This window comes from Brevibacterium permense (assembly GCF_013280495.1).
Lineage (GTDB): Bacteria > Actinomycetota > Actinomycetes > Actinomycetales > Brevibacteriaceae > Brevibacterium > Brevibacterium permense.
The window spans coordinates 23,281-38,447 of record NZ_JABSSX010000020.1; the positions used below are offsets into that span (position 1 = coordinate 23,281).

The following is a 15,167-nucleotide window of genomic DNA, read 5'->3' on the forward strand; positions in this document are numbered from 1 at the left end:
TCTCTTCGTCGGTTGACATCGTGGTGGGGTCGGTGGGGGTGCGGCTCAGCCGTGCGGCCAGCCCGTGTAGCACTCGGCTAGGTAGCGGCGACCGTGGTCGGATTCGAGGATGGACCGGAGTTCGCCGAGGCTGCGCTTCGTTTCGAAGGCATCCTGAGTCGGGTCGGTGTGGAGCATCCGTGTCATCTGGTACGAGAAGTTCTGGGCCTTCCACACGCGTTTGGTCGCGGTCTGCGAGTAGCCGGCCAGCGCCTCGGCGTCGGAGTCCTTGAGTGCCGAAATGAGGGCCGGTGCGAGCACGGCGACGTCGGCGAAGGCGAGGTTGAGGCCCTTCGCTCCGGTCGGTGGGACGGTGTGGGCGCTGTCGCCGGCGAGGAACATCGAACCGTGCTGCATCGGCTCGGTCACGGCCGAGCGGAAGGGGAGCACGGTCTTGTCGAAGATCGGCCCGGTCTTGAGTTCGAAGCCGTCGGGGCCGTCGACGCGGGCCTGGAGTTCGGTCCAGATCCGATCGTCGGACCATTCGGCGACGTCGGTGTCGGGGGAGGCCTGGAAGTACATTCGCTGGACGTTGTCGGAGCGCTGGGAGATGAGTGCGAAGCCGCGTTCGGAGCGGGAGTAGATGAGGACTTCGTGGCTGCGCGGGGCTTCACAGAGGATGCCGAACCAGGCGAACGGGTACTCGTGGAAGAAGCGCTGCCGGGTGCCGTCGGGGATCATCGAGCGGCATGGTCCGCGGGAGCCGTCGGCGCCGACGACGTAGCGGGCGTCGATGCGCAGTTCGTCGCCGCCTTCAGTGGTGGCGGTGACCCATGGACGTTCGGTTTCGACATCGCCGAGGCAGGTGTCCGTGACCGAGTAATAGGTGGGGCGGCCGGTCCGTTCGCGGGCGGCGGAGAGGTCGACGAAGATCTCGTTCTGGGGGTAGAGCCAGACGGATTCGCCGACGAGCTCGGGGAATTCGAAGTGGTTCGAGTTGCCGTTGACTCGGATGTCGATGCCGTCGTGGCGGTGCCCGTCCGTGTGGACGCGGGATTCGACGCCTGCGGCTTCGAGCATGCGCACCGATCCTGCTTCGAGGATGCCGGCGCGGTGGGTGTGGGCGATGTCGTCGCGGCTGCGATTGTCGATGACGACGGACTCGATGCCTGCATTGTGCAGCAGGTGCGCGAGCATGAGCCCCGCTGGTCCGGCTCCGACGATTGCGACGTCTGTCTGAAGTTGCGCCACTTTGGCCTCCTTGCCTGTCTCTTCTCAACAGTGTGCTCCCAGTCACGGACACGAAGCGATGGTGTTCTCAATGAATGGGAGAGAGGCGGTTCTGACGGTGTTCCCGCGGCTCTCCTCGTCGCTCTTGGTTGACTCGCTTCTGATTGTTGAGCAAAATGGACGGTCGTTGTGTTCGTCCGCGAACCTGCCGTGAACAGAAAGCAGCTCAATGATCATCACCGGACTCATCGTCGGCCTCGTCCTCGGATTCGTCGTCCAGCGTGGACGTTTCTGTGTGACTGGCGCCTTCCGCGACCTCACGCTGACGGGGAACACACGCTGGTTCTCCGCCCTCATCGTGCTCATCGCCGTGCATTCCATCGGCCTGTTCCTGCTCAACAGCTTCGGAGTCATCACCCTCGAGGCCGCGCCGTTCCCGTGGCTGGCCTCGATCGTCGGCGGACTGATCTTCGGCTGGGCCATGGTCTACGCCGGCGGCTGCGCGACGGGCACCTACTACCGTGCCGGTGAGGGACTCGTCGGCAGCTGGTTCGCCCTCATCTTCTACGCGCTCTTCTCCGCTGTCATGAAGCTCGGCCCGCTCGCCGGCTTCACCGAAGGCATTCGCGGGATCACCCTGGACAACGGCAGCCTGCAGGCGAGCACCGGCATCAGCCCCTGGGTCTTCGTCGCCATCATCGCGGCGATCGCCATCTGGCTGACCGTCCACCATGCCCGCAAACTCAAGACTCCGATGGCCACCCTGCCTCCGCGCAAAACAGGCCTGGCGCACCTGCTCACCGAGAAGCGCTGGAACCCATTCGCCACAGCCGTGGTCATCGGCATCATCGCCACGATCGCCTGGCCGCTCTCCGCTGCCACGGGCCGCAACTCGGGTCTGGGCATCACCACCCCCTCGGCGAACCTCGTCGGATACCTCACCACCGGTGACACGCAGCTCGTCGACTGGGGTGTCATGCTCGTCATCGGCATCCTCGTCGGCTCCTTCATCGCAGCCAAGGCCTCCGGTGAGTTCCGGGTCCGCGTGCCGGACAAGGGCACGATCATCAAGTCGATCATCGGCGGAATCGGCATGGGCGTCGGCGCGGCCATCGCCGGCGGCTGCACCGTCGGCAACGCGATGGTCTCGACCGCACAGTTCGAATACCAGGGCTGGGTGTCGATGGTATTCATGATCGTCGGCGCCGGAATCGCAGCCAAGGTCTCCATCAAACCGAAGAAGTCGCAGGCCGCAGCGCCCGCGGCGGAAAGCAGGACAGTATGAAGCAAGTACTCGAAACCGACGGCCAGGTCTGCCCCTTCCCCCTCGTGGAAGCCAAGGACGCGATGACCGGTCTGGAAGCCGGTGACGAACTCGTCATCAACTTCGACTGCACCCAGGCCACCGAGGCGATCCCGCAGTGGGCCGCCGAGAACGGCTACCCCGTCACCCACTTCGACCGGGTCACCGACGCCAGCTGGACCATCACCGTCCAGAAGGCCTGAACCGGAGACGACCCCAACCACATCGGCCGGCACAGCTGCAAAGCTGCGCCGGCCGATGTGCAATGTCAGTGTCGATGTCTAGACTCAAGACATGAAGATCACGGTTCTCGAAGGTGATATCACCGAGGTGGCCGTCGACGCGATCGTCAACGCCGCGAATTCCTCCCTGCTCGGTGGCGGCGGGGTCGACGGAGCCATCCACCGCGCGGCCGGTCCCGCGCTGCTCGAAGCCTGTCGCGAGGTCAGGCAGACCACCCATGTGCGCGGTCTGCCGCCGGGCCAGGCCGTGGCCACCTCTGCGGGGGAGCTGCCTGCCCGCTGGGTCATCCACACGGTCGGCCCGAATCGGAATGCGGGCGAGGCCGATCCTGAGATCCTCGAGTCCTGTTTCGAGTCGAGCCTCAACCTCGCCGAGGAGCTCGGCGCCTCCTCGATCGCGTTCCCGGCGATCGGCGGCGGAGTCTACGGCTGGTCGCCCAGAGATGTCGCCGAGGCGGCTCACTCCGTCATCGTCGACGGACGATCGCGCGGGCGCTGGGAATCGATCGACGAGGTGCAGTTCGTTCTCTTCAGCGATCAGATGACGAGCGTGTTCTGCCAGGTCTTCGACCACGATCAGTGGTGATGCCATGAAGGTCAACAGGGTCATTTCGGACATCGCGGTCGACGACCTCGACGCTGCGCGGGAGTTCTATGCGGGCTTCCTCGGGCTGAGCCGCGAGGAATTCAATCTCGGCTGGGTCGCACGCTTCACCTCTCCGGGTACCGGCGCCAGCGTGCAGGTGCTCACCGAGGATGAGACCGGGCAGACGAATCCCGTAGCTTCGGTGCTCGTCGAAGACGTCGACGCTCCTTTTGCCGAAGCCCAGGAGCAGGGCATCGAGATCGTCCACCCGCTCACCCGCGAGGAATGGGGAGTGCGGCGGTTCTTCGTCCGCGCACCCCCCGGTAACGTGTTCAATATTGTCGCGCACCCGGAGTGAACCCACGCGGGGCAGTGTTCACGCTGCCCTGTCCCGCACTCTGCGTACGACCGCCAGCGCCAGTGCCGTGAGGGCACAACTGGCGGAGATGAGCAGCGGGATTCCGGAGATGATGGCCTCGACGACGTATTCGGGACCTGTCTGCAGGACGGGGCCGACGATCTTGACGAGGAGGAATCCAAGGACTCCGATGAGGAGGAAGATTCTCGCTCTCGTGCGAAGAACCACGTGCAGGGGCTTCTGCTGCTGGGAGATCTGAGTTGTACTCATGGTCGATCACCTTGCGATTTCGTCCACGGTCCAAACCATTTGGGCTGTGCCTGCCACGCTACTCCTGAAAGCAGAGTGTGCGCTGGGGGATCTGATGGCACTCGGCTCGAGTCGTTCAACGAAACGTGCCTGTTCAAAAAACTTGAACAGGCACGAATTATTGAACACCCGATGAGGGCGCGGGGATGTCACACCGCGGTGTAGCCGCCGTCGATGAGGTAGTAGGCGCCGGTGACGAACGAAGCGTCATCGGAGAGCAGGAAGGACACGACCTTCGCGATCTCCTCCGGAGTGCCGAGGCGGCCGAGGGGGTGCTTGGCCTTCAGCCCTTCGATGGCCTCGGCGTCCAGGCTCGATTCGAGCAGGGGAGTCGTGATGTAGCCGGGGCCGACGGCGTTGATGCGCAAGCCTTCGGTGCCGTATTCAGCGGCGGCATTCTTCGTGATGCCGACGACGCCGTGCTTGGCTGCGGTGTAGGCGCCGTTGTTGATGGCGGCGACCGTGCCGTGGACCGAAGCCATGTTGACGATCGCCGAGTCCTTCGCGCCGGACTTGAGCATCGCCGGGATCTGGAAGCGCATTCCGTAGAGCACGCCATTGAGGTTGACGTCGATGACCTTGTCCCAGGAGTCGAGGTCGGTTTCGCCGACCGGGACCTGCTTGCCGCCGATGCCCGCGTTGTTCACGGCGAAGTTGAGTCCGCCGTAGGTGTCGACGGCGAACTTGACGACCTTCTCCGAGTCCTCCTTCGAGGACGTGTCCTGCTGGATTGCCGAGGCGGTGCCTCCGGCCTCGGTGACCTCACCGGCGACACGTTCGGCAGCCTCGAGATTGATGTCGGTGAGCACGACCTTCGCGCCCTTGGCTGCGAGGTCCTTGGAGATCGCTTCTCCGAGTCCGGATCCGCCTCCGGTGACGAGTGCAACTTTGCCGGTGAAATCTGCCATGGTGTGACCTTCTCTCGCGAAAATCTGTGGGACCCCGCGGATGTGGCCCTCACCAGGTAAAACGACGATCGCGGTGCTGAAATTCCGTATGTTCCGTCACGTGCTGGGGTAGATGGTCGACGACTCGGAAAGCTTCACGCATTCGCGTCGGCGTGGTTCTATAAACTCTATAAACTTTATAAGCTCTATAAAGGTCTATAAACGCAGAGATTTAGGAACCGAAATAGCTACGCCGATCACCGCAGCTCGAGGGGGAGCGATGGGAAAAGTGGCATGGGGATTCACCGCCTCGATCGACGGGTTCATCGCCGGGCCGGATCACGATATGTCGTGGCTATCGGCGTCCGAACCCAACGCCGAAGGCACCACCGAAGACATGGCCTCCAAAGTCGCCGTCATCATCTCCGGCCGCCGCGGCTACGACGCGGCCAAGGCGCAGGCCGATGAACGCGATGAGCTGACCTCCTCTGCGTATGGCGGTGCGTGGTCGGGGACGGAGATCATCCTCACTCATCGTCCCGAGGATTTGGCGGGAGACACCTCGGTGACGGCATTGAACTGCACCATCACCGAGGCGGTCGAACAGGCCCAGCAGACCGCCGGCGACCGCGACATCCAGATCATCAGCGCCGATATCGCCCGGCAGGCACTCGAGGTCGACCTCATCGACGAACTCCAGGTCTACGTCGCCCCGGTTTTCCTCGGCGACGGAACACGGATCTTCGACGTGCCCGGTGGCCGCCGGGTCGACTGGGAGCTTGCGACGATCGATACAGCAAACGCCCGCAGCTTCGGCCGCACCTACAGGCCCAAGCGACTCAGCCCTCCCGCCGACTGAGGTCCCAAAGGATCCGCAGGGCCTCCTCGTCGAACTCCTCTCCGGAATCGACATCGACGGAACCCTCACGAACCTCGGAATGGAGGCGTTCCATCTTCCGGTCGAGTTCGCTGGCCGCGTCGGCCGCCTCGGTGAGTTCGCCGACGAGACGATCGGGAACGTCGCCGTCGAATTTGTAGTGGATCTTGTGTTCGAGGCTCGCCCAGAAGTCCATCGGGATCGTGCGGATCTGCACCTCGCAGATGACCGGGGTCGGCCCGCTGCGGAGGAACACCGGAACCTCGAGGATCGCGTGCAGGCTCCGGTAGCCGTTGGGCTTCGGCTCTGCGATGTAGTCCTTGACCTCGACGAGGCGGACGTCGTTCTGCGCGATGAGCAGCTCGAGGACGTGGTAGGTGTCGGCGATGAAGCTGCAAGTGATGCGAATGCCCGCGATGTCGGTGATCTCGCGGCGGATGATCTCGGTGTCGAGCGGCAGGCCCCGACGATGGACCTTCTCCAACAGGCTCCGCGGCGACTTCACGCGAGAGGAGATGTGCTCGATCGGGTTGTAGCTGCGCGTGTGTACGGACTCCTCGCGCAGGATCGAGATCTTCGTGAGCACCTCGTCGATGACGAAGCGGTGGTGCATGATCAGCTGCGAGAAATCCAGGCGCAGCTGACGGATGCTCTCGATCTGCTGCGGTGTCAGGGCAGTCTCTGCTGGCGTCATCTCTCTCCCGATCTCCATTGTGGCCTCAGTGTATCGGCGGAACATCTGTTCTGCGTCAGTGCCGAGGAGTACCGTTTTGGCATGTGCAGAAACATCAGAACACTCCATAATTTCGAACCAGCCGCCACCTCCGACGAAGTCCACGCCGCCGCCCTGCAGTACGTGCGCAAGATCGCCGGCACGACGAAGCCCTCGCAGGCCAATGCTGAGGCCTTCGACGCCGCTGTCGAGGAGATCGCCCACACCACCCAGCACCTCCTCGATGCGCTCGTGACGAACGCACCGCCGAAGAATCGAGAGGAGGAAGCGGAGAAGCGACGAGCGAGATTCGCGGCCCGCGCATGACGATCGCCGGACTCGTGCTCGCCGGCCTCGCCGCCGCCCTGCACGTCTTCATCTTCTACCTGGAATCCATCGCCTGGACGAGCCCACGTGCCCGCGCCACGTTCGGCACCACCGAGACCGAGGCCGAGGCGACGAAATCCCTGGCCTTCAACCAAGGCTTCTACAACCTCTTCCTGGCCCTCGCTGTGTTCATCGGCCTCATCGTCTTCGGCGCAGGCTCTGCCGCGGTCGGACTCACCCTCGTCTTCGTCGGGACGGGATCGATGCTCGCCGCGGCACTGGTGCTCGCACTCTCAAGCCGTGAGCTGCTCGCCTCCGCGCTCAAGCAGGGCACACTGCCGCTGCTCGGTGTGCTCTGCCTGATCCTCGGTGTGCTGGTCTGAGCCGCGTGGCTTGCGCCGCGGCGATCCGGTCAGCCGGCGAATCGATGATCGGCCGTGAGGTCCTGCGTGATCCTCGCCGAGGCGGTCCGTAGGACCCGCATGATCGCGGGCACCCCTTTCCGGTGCTCCGAATCGATGACGACGCCGAGCCCGGCGATCGCGGCCCCGCCGGCGTCGAAGACAGGAACCGTGATGCCTGTCGTGCCCTCATCGATATGGCCGGAGAGCTCGGCGAAATGGTGAGAGCGGATGGAAGTGAACATCTTGCGCAGAGTTGCAGGATCCGTTGTCGTCTTCTCCGTGATAGCAGACAGCGGCCCCCGCAGATACGCCTCACGCACATGTTTGGGCGCATAAGCCAAGAGCACGAGTCCACAGGACGACGCATGAGCCGGCAGTCGCCCGGCGGTCTTCGACCGGTGGATGACCGCATTCGGCGCCGACATGCGCTCGATGATGAGCACCTCGCGTTCCCGCAGGATGCCCAACTGCGTGTTCTCACCGACGAACTCGTGCACACCCATCATGTGCGGCCTGGCCACCGAAGCCAGATCGACGGCATCGGAGGCGCGGTTCGACAGCTCCCACATTCCGACTCCGATCCGGATGCGGCCGTTGGGGTCGCGTTGGAGCAGATCGTGACGCATCATCTCACCGATGAGTCGGTAGGCCGTCGACTTCGGCAGTTCGGCACGTTCGGCGATCTCGTCGGTGGCCAGGCTCTGATGGTCCGGGTCGAAGGATGCGAGCACACGCACCAGTCGATCGATCATCGAGTCGCCGGAAGGAGAGTTCGCCATGCCTCGGATTCTAGCGGCTCTCCATCGAAATTCTCAATGAATGGGAGCGCTGTGGCTTCGGGTGGTGCGGGTCACTACTCTGACGAGAGGTGCACCACAGTCCTTCGTTGACTGTGCCCGTAGATCGGCTCGTTGCACGGAACCACAGACATGACCCGCCCCGACAAAGAAGTGAGGACAGACAATGACTGATTTCCTGGGAACCGACTGGCACGAGAAGATCTTCACCGGCACCTGGACCGCCGGCTCCGGAGAGACCTACGACGTCATCGAACCTGCCACCGGTGAGACCCTCGGCCGCCTCGGTGCCGCCAGCGCCGACGATGTCACCGCCGCCGCCACGCGAGCCGCCGCTGCACAGAAGGAATGGGCGAAGACCACTCCTGCCGAACGGGCCGCAGTGCTGCGCCGCGCCGGTGCTCTGTGGGCCGAACACGCCGATGAGCTCGCCGGATGGATTATCCGCGAAGCCGGCTCCATCCCGCCGAAGGCCGCACTCGAGATCTCCTCCGCCGAAGCCATCTGCTACGAATCCTCCGCCCTGCCCAGCCACCCGAAGGGGCAGGTGCTCACCTCCAACGAACCCCGCTGGTCCTTCGCCCGCCGAGTGCCCGCAGGCGTCGTCTCCGTCATCGCCCCGTTCAACTTCCCCCTCATCCTCGCCATGCGCTCCGTCGCCCCGGCCCTGGCCCTGGGCAACGCGGTCCTGCTCAAGCCGGACCCGCGCACCGCTGTGTGCGCCGGAGTGGCGATCGCGAAGGTCTTCGCCGAGGCGGGCTTGCCCGAAGGACTGCTCCAGGTCCTGTCGGGCGGCCTCGATGCCGGTGAAGCCGTCGTCGCCGCACCCGAGGTCTCCGTCATCTCGTTCACCGGCTCCACAGCGGCCGGACGCAAGGTCGGCGAAGCCGCCGGTCGCCTCCTCAAGCGCTGCCACCTCGAACTCGGTGGAAACAATGCGCTCGTCGTCCTTCCCGGTGCCGAGGTCGGTCCGGCCACCTCGGCGGGGGCCTTCGGTTCGTGGATGCACCAAGGCCAGATCTGCATGACCACCGGCCGCCACCTCGTCCACGAATCCATCTACGACGACTACGTCGAACAGCTGGCCGAACGCGCCCGCAACCTGCCGGTGGGCAACCCCGCCACCGAGGAGGTCGCGATCGGACCGATCATCGACGAGAAACAGCGCACCCACGTCCGCGACATCCTCGACAAAGCCATCGCCGACGGTGCCACACTCGTCGCCGGAGGACCGGGCGAAGGCGCCTTCGTCCCGCCCACAGTGCTCACCGATCTCAGCCCGTCGAACCCCGCCTGGGCGCAGGAGATCTTCGGACCCGTCGCCCCGGTGGCCCGCTTCTCCACCCTCGAAGAAGCCGCCGAGATGGTCAACGCAAGCGAGTACGGTCTCTCCTTGGGCATCCTCGGTGATGTGGGGATGGCCATGGACCTGGCCGACCTTGTCGACACCGGGAAGGTCCACATCAACGAACAGACCGTCTCCGACGAGGCCAACGTCCCTTTCGGTGGGATGAAGGACTCCGGCAACGGATCCCGATTCGGTGGAGCCGAGGCGAATATCGAAGCCTTCACCGAAACCCAATGGGTGACGATGCGCTCGTCCATCGCGCCGTACCCGTTCTGACCGACACCACACCACCCCGGAGACACCGATGTCCGCAACCACCCCATCCGTATCCACGACCGGTTCCGCCTCGGCGGGCCGCTGGCCGGCCGTCCTGTGCTGGCTGGCCGTCGCTTTGGAGGGCTTCGACCTCGTCGTCCTCGGCGCGGTCATCCCCGAGCTGCTGGCCACCGAGGCCCTCGGATTCACCCCCGAGGCGGCCACGATGGTGGCCACGCTCAGCCTCGTGGGCGTCGGCCTCGGCGCCGTATCCGTCGGTCCCGTCGTTGACCGGATCGGACGACGGTGGGCGATCATCGGCTGCGTCATCGGCTTCAGCGTCTTCACTCTGCTCGTCGCGTTCGCTCCGAACGTCGCCCTGTTCACGACGTTCCGGTTCATCGCCGGACTCTTCCTCGGTGCAGTGATGCCCAGCGCGCTCGCCTACATCAGCGAGTACAACAAGTCGGGTCAGACCGGAAAGGCCACGACCCTGACGATGACCGGCTACCATGCCGGCGCCGTCGCGATCTCCCTGCTCGCTGTCGCCTACTCCCACAACTGGCACCTGCTCTTCCTCGCCGGCGGAATTGCCGGCCTCGTCATGGTGCCCCTCCTGATCTGGAAGCTGCCCGAATCCGAGGTCTTCCTCATCGCTCAGGAACTCAAACGCAACCCCGCTGCCACGCAGGCGCTGGAAGTCGACGCTACTGATCCGTCCGGCACCGTCGACGGACAGGCGAAGACAGGAATGGCGGGACTCTTCGAAGGAAAGCTGGCCCTGGTGACCATCGGCGTGTGGGCAGCGAGCTTCATGGGACTCCTGTTGGTCTACGGGCTCAACACCTGGCTGCCGAAGATCATGGCCGACGCCGGCTACGAGGTCTCTGATTCGCTGGTGATGCTCTTCGTCTTGAACATCGGCGCCGTCGTCGGACTCGTCCTGGCCGGCTGGTTGGCCGACAAGCACGGGACGAAGAAGATTGTGCTCATGTGGTTCGTCCTCGCCGCGATCTTCCTCGCCGCACTCTCGATCCCGATGACCAGCCAGGTGCTGCTCAATATCGCCGTGTTCATCACCGGAGTCTTCGTCTTCTCCGCCCAGGTGCTCGTCTACGCCTTCGTCTCCGCCATCTATCCGGCACAGGCGCGCGGAACCGCATTGGGCATGGCCTCGGGAATCGGCCGCATCGGCGCCATCGTCGGCCCCTTCATCACCGGTGCCCTCGTCACTGCCGGAATCGCCTACCCGTGGGGCTTCTACCTCTTCGCTGTCGTCGCCGTGCTCGGCTTCGCCGCCATGGCGATCGTGCCGAAGTCGGTGCGCTGAGGCCGCCGGCTTCGGTGAAGCGGCGTCAGTGGGGTTCGCTACGCTGAGTCCATGACTCGGTGGATCGATGCCTCGTTCGTTCGCGGCGGCACAAGCAAGGGACTGTTCTTCAGCGAATCCGCGCTGCCGTCGCTGAACTCGGATGGGGATACGGCGGTTTGGGACCGGCTCTTCACCTCGGCGATAGGCTCGCCCGATCCGTTCGGCCGCCAGCTCGACGGAATGGGCGGGGGAATCTCTTCTCTGTCGAAGATCGTCGTCGTGGCCGCCTCGGCGAGGGACGGGGTCGACCTCGACTACACGTTCGGTCAGGTCTCCGTCACCGAGGCGGCCGTCGACTACTCCGGCAACTGCGGGAATCTGTCGTCCGGGGTCGTGCCCTTCGCCCTGTCGGCCGGGCTGCTCTCCGCAGCCGATGGATGGCATGTCTTCCGGCTGTTCAATAAGAACACGCAGAAACTCGTCGACGTCGGACTGGTTGTCGTCGACGGGCAGGCCGACGTTGCCGGCGATCTGGTGCTGCCCGGAGTCAGCGGAACGGGCGCACCGGTCGAACTCATCTACCCCGACCCGGCCGGCAGCCGCACCGCCGGACTCCTGCCGACAGGGAAGGCAGCCGAGTCCATCACTGCCGGTGGGGCGATGTTCGAGGTCAGCCTCGTCGACGCCACCCTGCCCGTCGTCATCGTTCCGGGTGCTGCGATCGGACTCAAGGGCACCGAATCGCCGGAGGAGATCGACGCGAACGTGCATGCGATGGGCATGATCGAGCAGCTGCGCCGCAACGCCGCAGTGCGGATGGGTCTGTGTGAGTCGCCGGAGGACGCACCGGACGTCGTGCCGAAGGTCGCCGTGGTCACCGCCCCAGAGCCCACCCGACTGCTCGACGGAACGACCCTGGCCGCCGAGGAGGCCGACCTGCCCGTGCGGATGATCTCCATGGGACAGACGCACAAAGCCGTGCCCGGAACCGGAGCTATGTGCCTGGCCGCGGCCGCGCAGATCCCGGACACGATCATCAACCGCATCATCCGACGCTCCCGGCCAGGATCCGACACCGGGGATGAGGACAAGACCGTCGGACCCGAAGTCCGGCTGGCCACTCCGTCGGGTGTCGTTACGGCCGGAGCCGTCTTCGACGGAGACACAGTGACGGCCACCTCCCTCTTCCGCACGGCACGCGTGCTCATGCGGGGGCAGGTGGCCGTCACCGACTAGATGTCACCAACCGTTGTGGCGACCGTTCTTCCCGGCGTTCTTGCCTCCAGGGTGATCACCGTCGCGGCTGCCCCAATGGTTGCCGTTCTTGCCGCCGTTCTTCCCCGCGTCCTTTCCGCCGGGGTGGTCGCTCGAGCCGTCAGCGTCCGCGTCATCCCCGGCGTCTGCTCCGGCGTCGTCGTCCCCGCCTTCAGCTGAGGAGTCGAAGAGACCGACGACGACCGGATCATGGTCGGAAGCCCGGAACTGGTCCGGAGCGAAGAGGTCTCTGACGTTGTAGTTGAAACGGCTGTATTCGAGCGCCAGAGACTCGACCGAGTTGATGTTCCAGACATCGGCCCCGGTGACGGAGTCGAAGGCCGTCGCGTCCGTGCCTTCACCGTCGGCTTCGTCCGAGGCGTCGAGGGCGAGGACGTGGTCGAGGCTGCCGGTGCGCGAACCATAGACATACGTGGATTCGTCTGTCTTCTCCGCCGCGATGTCCTTGTACCCGGCCTCGTAGAAGACCTGCATCGGGTCTTCCTGAGTATAGGAATTGAAATCGCCGAGGAGGTAGACCAGGTCGCTGTTCGTTGCCTCCTGCTGGTCACCGGCGAACCCGACGAGCGCTTCGGCCTGCTTCACGCGGTCGGCGTTCGACGCGCCCTGACCGTCGCCGGAGTCCTCGTTGCCCGGACCTGAACCGGAGCCCTTGGACTTGAAGTGGTTGGAGATCGTCACGAAGGTCTTGTCCTTTTCGATCTCACCGGTACCGTCCTTCGGGGCGAACGCCTGGGACAGGGGTTCGCGGGCATTGGAGAACGCATCCTGATCGTCGAGGATCGTGGATTCGTTCTGCGGGGCCACCTCGGCGGGTTGGTAGATCAGGGCCGTGCGGATGACATCCTCATCGGACGGAACGGCGGCAGGGGAGTCGACGAAGTCCCATTTCTCGGTCCCGGCCGCCTCGTTGAGGCGCTTGACCAGGGTCGCCAGGGCATCGTCGCGGTCCTTGCCGAAAGCGGCGGAATTCTCGATCTCCATGAGCGAGACCACCGAGGCGTCGAGCTTGTTGATCGCGGTGACGATCTTCGTCTCCTGACGCTTGAGGCTCTCCGCGTTTGCGGCACCGCGGGCATCGCAGCCGCCGCGGACGGTGACGTGGTTGCCCTCACGGTCGTCGTAGTACTGGCAGCCAGAGAGCTGGTCACCGGTGGTGGTGAAGTAGTTGAGGACGTTGAAGCTGGCAAGGCTGACCTGCCCGTTGATGGCCTCGGGGGTCTCGGTGCGAGTGTCAGTGAAAGTGGTCGGCTGGACCGCCTCGGCGTTGTCCCCGGTCAGACGAGTCGTCGGCTGGAACCGCCACTTCTCGTGATCGAAGCCGAGCACGACCGGGGAGGTGAAGTTCGCCTGCGCACCGACGCGGACCGGGTCATCCTTGCTGAGGTAAGGCAGGGGGATGTCCTTATCGGCCTTGAGGAAGTTCACGGTGGCGCCGTCATCGAGGACGACCTCACGGTCGAGGTTCTCGGTTTCCAAAGCCTTCGCCTCGGGGGTGCCGGGGCGGTGGACGTCGGTGGGCTGATCGAGCGTGCCCTCACCGGTGGCGAGGACGACCTCGCCGTACGCGTTCGTGTTGTAGTTGTCGGCCACGGTCAGCGATTCGCTCGGATGCAGGAGCATGCCTTCGAGGGATTCGCGCTTCTCGTCTCCTGCAGGAAAGGCGTCTTCGACGGGTTTGACCACCTCGGCGGGTTCGTCGACCGTTTCCACACCGGACGCGGATACGGAGATCTGGGTCTGACCGTAATGTTCGGATACGGTGCCGGTGATCTCGACGTGGTCGTCGATGCTGATATCGGCGACGGTGTCGGGGGAGTAGACGAAGATGCCGTCGGATGCTGCCCCGTCGGCACGGTCGGATCCACCGGTGCCGGGGGTCTGGATATAGTAGCCGTTCAGCCCGCCCTCGGGGTAGGCGGCGGTGACGACACCGCGGGTGGTCACGGTTTTGCCTTGGATGGGGCTGGCGTCGCCGGTGCCCTGGATGTCGGCGATCGGCGTGACGCCTTCGGGGGTTTCGCCGTCGTCGCCATCATCGTCGCCGTCGTCGCTGCCGTCGTCGTCGCTGCCGTCGGGCAGGGCGTTCGGGGTGGGGGCTGCCGACTTCCACGCGTCGCCCGTGAGCTGGATCGACTGGCCGCCGGCGGCAGTCGCGCCGGTCGGTTCGGCTTCCTGGCCGATGACGGGTGCGGGGGTGAAGGTGTTCTTCGTGCCGGTGACGCCCTTGCCGTCGACGACGCCGCCGATCTGCTGGAAGTCGATCAGCTCGCCGTCATCGTCGATGACGAAGGCGCTCGAGCCGTACTCGCCGTCGGCGGCCGAACCGGCCTTGACGGAGTTCGTGATCGACACGTCGATCGCGACGGCACCGGAATCGCCGACCGTCGTGTCCTCGGGCGCGGTGACGGTGTTCTCCTGCGCCTGGACGCTGCCGCCGCGTGTCACCGAACCGAAGGTCCACCCGGAGATGTCGGTGCCGGGGTCGGCGGCGACTTCGATGAAGTCGGTCGCGAGGGTGTAGGCGATTTCGGAGATGTGGATGTCGCTGTCTGCGGCGGCATCTGCTGCGACTGCCGGTGCGAGGGGGAGGGCCAGGCCCGCGACGAGGCTGAGCGCCGCGGCGGAAGAGAGGGTGGTCGTGACTTTCATGGGAGCCTTTCGGGCGGATGAGCGGCTGTGCGCACCGTGATGATCACGTACGCAGTCCCTTGCACCCTAGCGGCTCACGCATCGACGACAGCGGCGAAGATGTGAACAACTTGTGAACAGTCGAACAGTCCACTGAGTGCCACGGGTGGCACTCATCCTACACAACCCGCCCTGCCCCAGAACTACCTGACGGCGGCCCAGCCACCGCGCGCGAGGGTGCGGGGCCGCCGTCAGGTAGCAATTAGGAGGTGAGGGTGGCGGCGGGGGCGTGGGAGTCGCGGCTCGGGGGGGCGGAGCGGTGGGGGGGCAGCGGC

16 protein-coding genes are annotated in these 15,167 nt (G+C 65.0%); 10 read left to right on the forward strand and 6 right to left on the reverse strand.

Translation table 11 applies throughout. The annotated features are described in order from the left end of the window. Positions 1-45: 45 nt before the first annotated feature. Positions 46-1,230, reverse strand: a complete 1,185-nt coding sequence (locus HK353_RS16035) for a 4-hydroxybenzoate 3-monooxygenase (protein WP_173157782.1) — start codon at positions 1,228-1,230, stop codon at positions 46-48. Positions 1,231-1,438: 208 nt separating this feature from the next. Here HK353_RS16035 and HK353_RS16040 point away from each other — a divergent pair, with 208 nt between their 5' ends. The 4 genes from HK353_RS16040 (at position 1,439) to HK353_RS16055 (ending at position 3,698) form a co-directional block, all read left to right on the forward strand. Continuing rightward, on the forward strand, positions 1,439-2,494 hold the full coding sequence (locus HK353_RS16040) for a YeeE/YedE family protein (protein ID WP_173157784.1): 1,056 nt from the start codon (positions 1,439-1,441) through the stop codon (positions 2,492-2,494). Next, on the forward strand, positions 2,491-2,715 hold the full coding sequence (locus HK353_RS16045) for a sulfurtransferase TusA family protein (protein ID WP_039207979.1): 225 nt from the start codon (positions 2,491-2,493) through the stop codon (positions 2,713-2,715). Before HK353_RS16040 ends, HK353_RS16045 begins: the two co-directional genes overlap by 4 nt. Before the next feature lie 91 nt (positions 2,716-2,806). Continuing rightward, positions 2,807-3,340, forward strand: a complete 534-nt coding sequence (locus tag HK353_RS16050; RefSeq protein ID WP_173157786.1) for an O-acetyl-ADP-ribose deacetylase — start codon at positions 2,807-2,809, stop codon at positions 3,338-3,340. Between the two features lie 4 nt (positions 3,341-3,344). Continuing rightward, a complete protein-coding gene (locus tag HK353_RS16055) occupies positions 3,345-3,698 on the forward strand; it encodes a VOC family protein (RefSeq protein ID WP_173157788.1) in 354 nt (117 codons plus the stop codon). Positions 3,699-3,716: 18 nt separating this feature from the next. Here the strand turns inward: HK353_RS16055 and HK353_RS16060 are convergent, their stop codons facing one another. After that, the gene (locus tag HK353_RS16060) at positions 3,717-3,968 is read right to left on the reverse strand and encodes a hypothetical protein (protein WP_173157790.1); all 252 of its coding nucleotides are present in this window, start codon (positions 3,966-3,968) and stop codon (positions 3,717-3,719) included. 188 nt (positions 3,969-4,156) lie between these two features. Next, a complete protein-coding gene (locus HK353_RS16065; protein WP_173157792.1) occupies positions 4,157-4,915 on the reverse strand; it encodes an SDR family NAD(P)-dependent oxidoreductase in 759 nt (252 codons plus the stop codon). Between the two features lie 259 nt (positions 4,916-5,174). Here HK353_RS16065 and HK353_RS16070 point away from each other — a divergent pair, with 259 nt between their 5' ends. Next, positions 5,175-5,753: a dihydrofolate reductase family protein gene (locus HK353_RS16070; protein WP_173157794.1), complete on the forward strand. Its 579-nt coding sequence runs from the start codon at positions 5,175-5,177 to the stop codon at positions 5,751-5,753. Here the strand turns inward: HK353_RS16070 and HK353_RS16075 are convergent. Further along, the gene (locus HK353_RS16075; protein ID WP_173157796.1) at positions 5,734-6,465 is read right to left on the reverse strand and encodes a GTP pyrophosphokinase; all 732 of its coding nucleotides are present in this window, start codon (positions 6,463-6,465) and stop codon (positions 5,734-5,736) included. The genes HK353_RS16070 and HK353_RS16075 overlap by 20 nt on opposite strands. Before the next feature lie 81 nt (positions 6,466-6,546). Between HK353_RS16075 and HK353_RS16080 the strand changes: the two genes are divergently transcribed. Beyond that, a complete protein-coding gene (locus tag HK353_RS16080; protein WP_039207958.1) occupies positions 6,547-6,810 on the forward strand; it encodes a DUF2277 domain-containing protein in 264 nt (87 codons plus the stop codon). Continuing rightward, positions 6,807-7,193 carry a DUF1304 domain-containing protein gene (locus tag HK353_RS16085; protein ID WP_173157798.1) on the forward strand — a complete coding sequence of 129 codons (387 nt, stop codon included), beginning with the start codon at positions 6,807-6,809 and terminating at the stop codon, positions 7,191-7,193. Before HK353_RS16080 ends, HK353_RS16085 begins: the two co-directional genes overlap by 4 nt. A gap of 29 nt (positions 7,194-7,222) precedes the next feature. On the opposite strand, the gene HK353_RS16090 is transcribed toward HK353_RS16085, so the two are convergent. Continuing rightward, complete coding sequence (locus tag HK353_RS16090; RefSeq protein WP_173157800.1) at positions 7,223-7,993, reverse strand: IclR family transcriptional regulator; 771 nt, start codon at positions 7,991-7,993, stop codon at positions 7,223-7,225. 184 nt (positions 7,994-8,177) lie between these two features. Between HK353_RS16090 and HK353_RS16095 the strand changes: the two genes are divergently transcribed. Genes HK353_RS16095 through HK353_RS16105 form a run of 3 tightly spaced genes read left to right on the forward strand, consistent with a single transcriptional unit; the run spans position 8,178 to position 12,162 of the window. Next, positions 8,178-9,635 (forward strand): benzaldehyde dehydrogenase, encoded by a 1,458-nt coding sequence (locus tag HK353_RS16095; protein WP_173157802.1) that lies wholly within the window; start codon positions 8,178-8,180, stop codon positions 9,633-9,635. Positions 9,636-9,663: 28 nt separating this feature from the next. After that, a complete protein-coding gene (locus HK353_RS16100; RefSeq protein WP_173157804.1) occupies positions 9,664-10,944 on the forward strand; it encodes an MFS transporter in 1,281 nt (426 codons plus the stop codon). A gap of 51 nt (positions 10,945-10,995) precedes the next feature. Continuing rightward, the gene (locus HK353_RS16105; RefSeq protein WP_173157806.1) at positions 10,996-12,162 is read left to right on the forward strand and encodes a PrpF domain-containing protein; all 1,167 of its coding nucleotides are present in this window, start codon (positions 10,996-10,998) and stop codon (positions 12,160-12,162) included. Between the two features lie 3 nt (positions 12,163-12,165). Here the strand turns inward: HK353_RS16105 and HK353_RS16110 are convergent, their stop codons facing one another. Then, positions 12,166-14,853, reverse strand: coding sequence for an ExeM/NucH family extracellular endonuclease (locus HK353_RS16110; protein ID WP_173157808.1), 2,688 nt, complete (start codon positions 14,851-14,853; stop codon positions 12,166-12,168). Positions 14,854-15,167 lie beyond the last annotated feature (314 nt).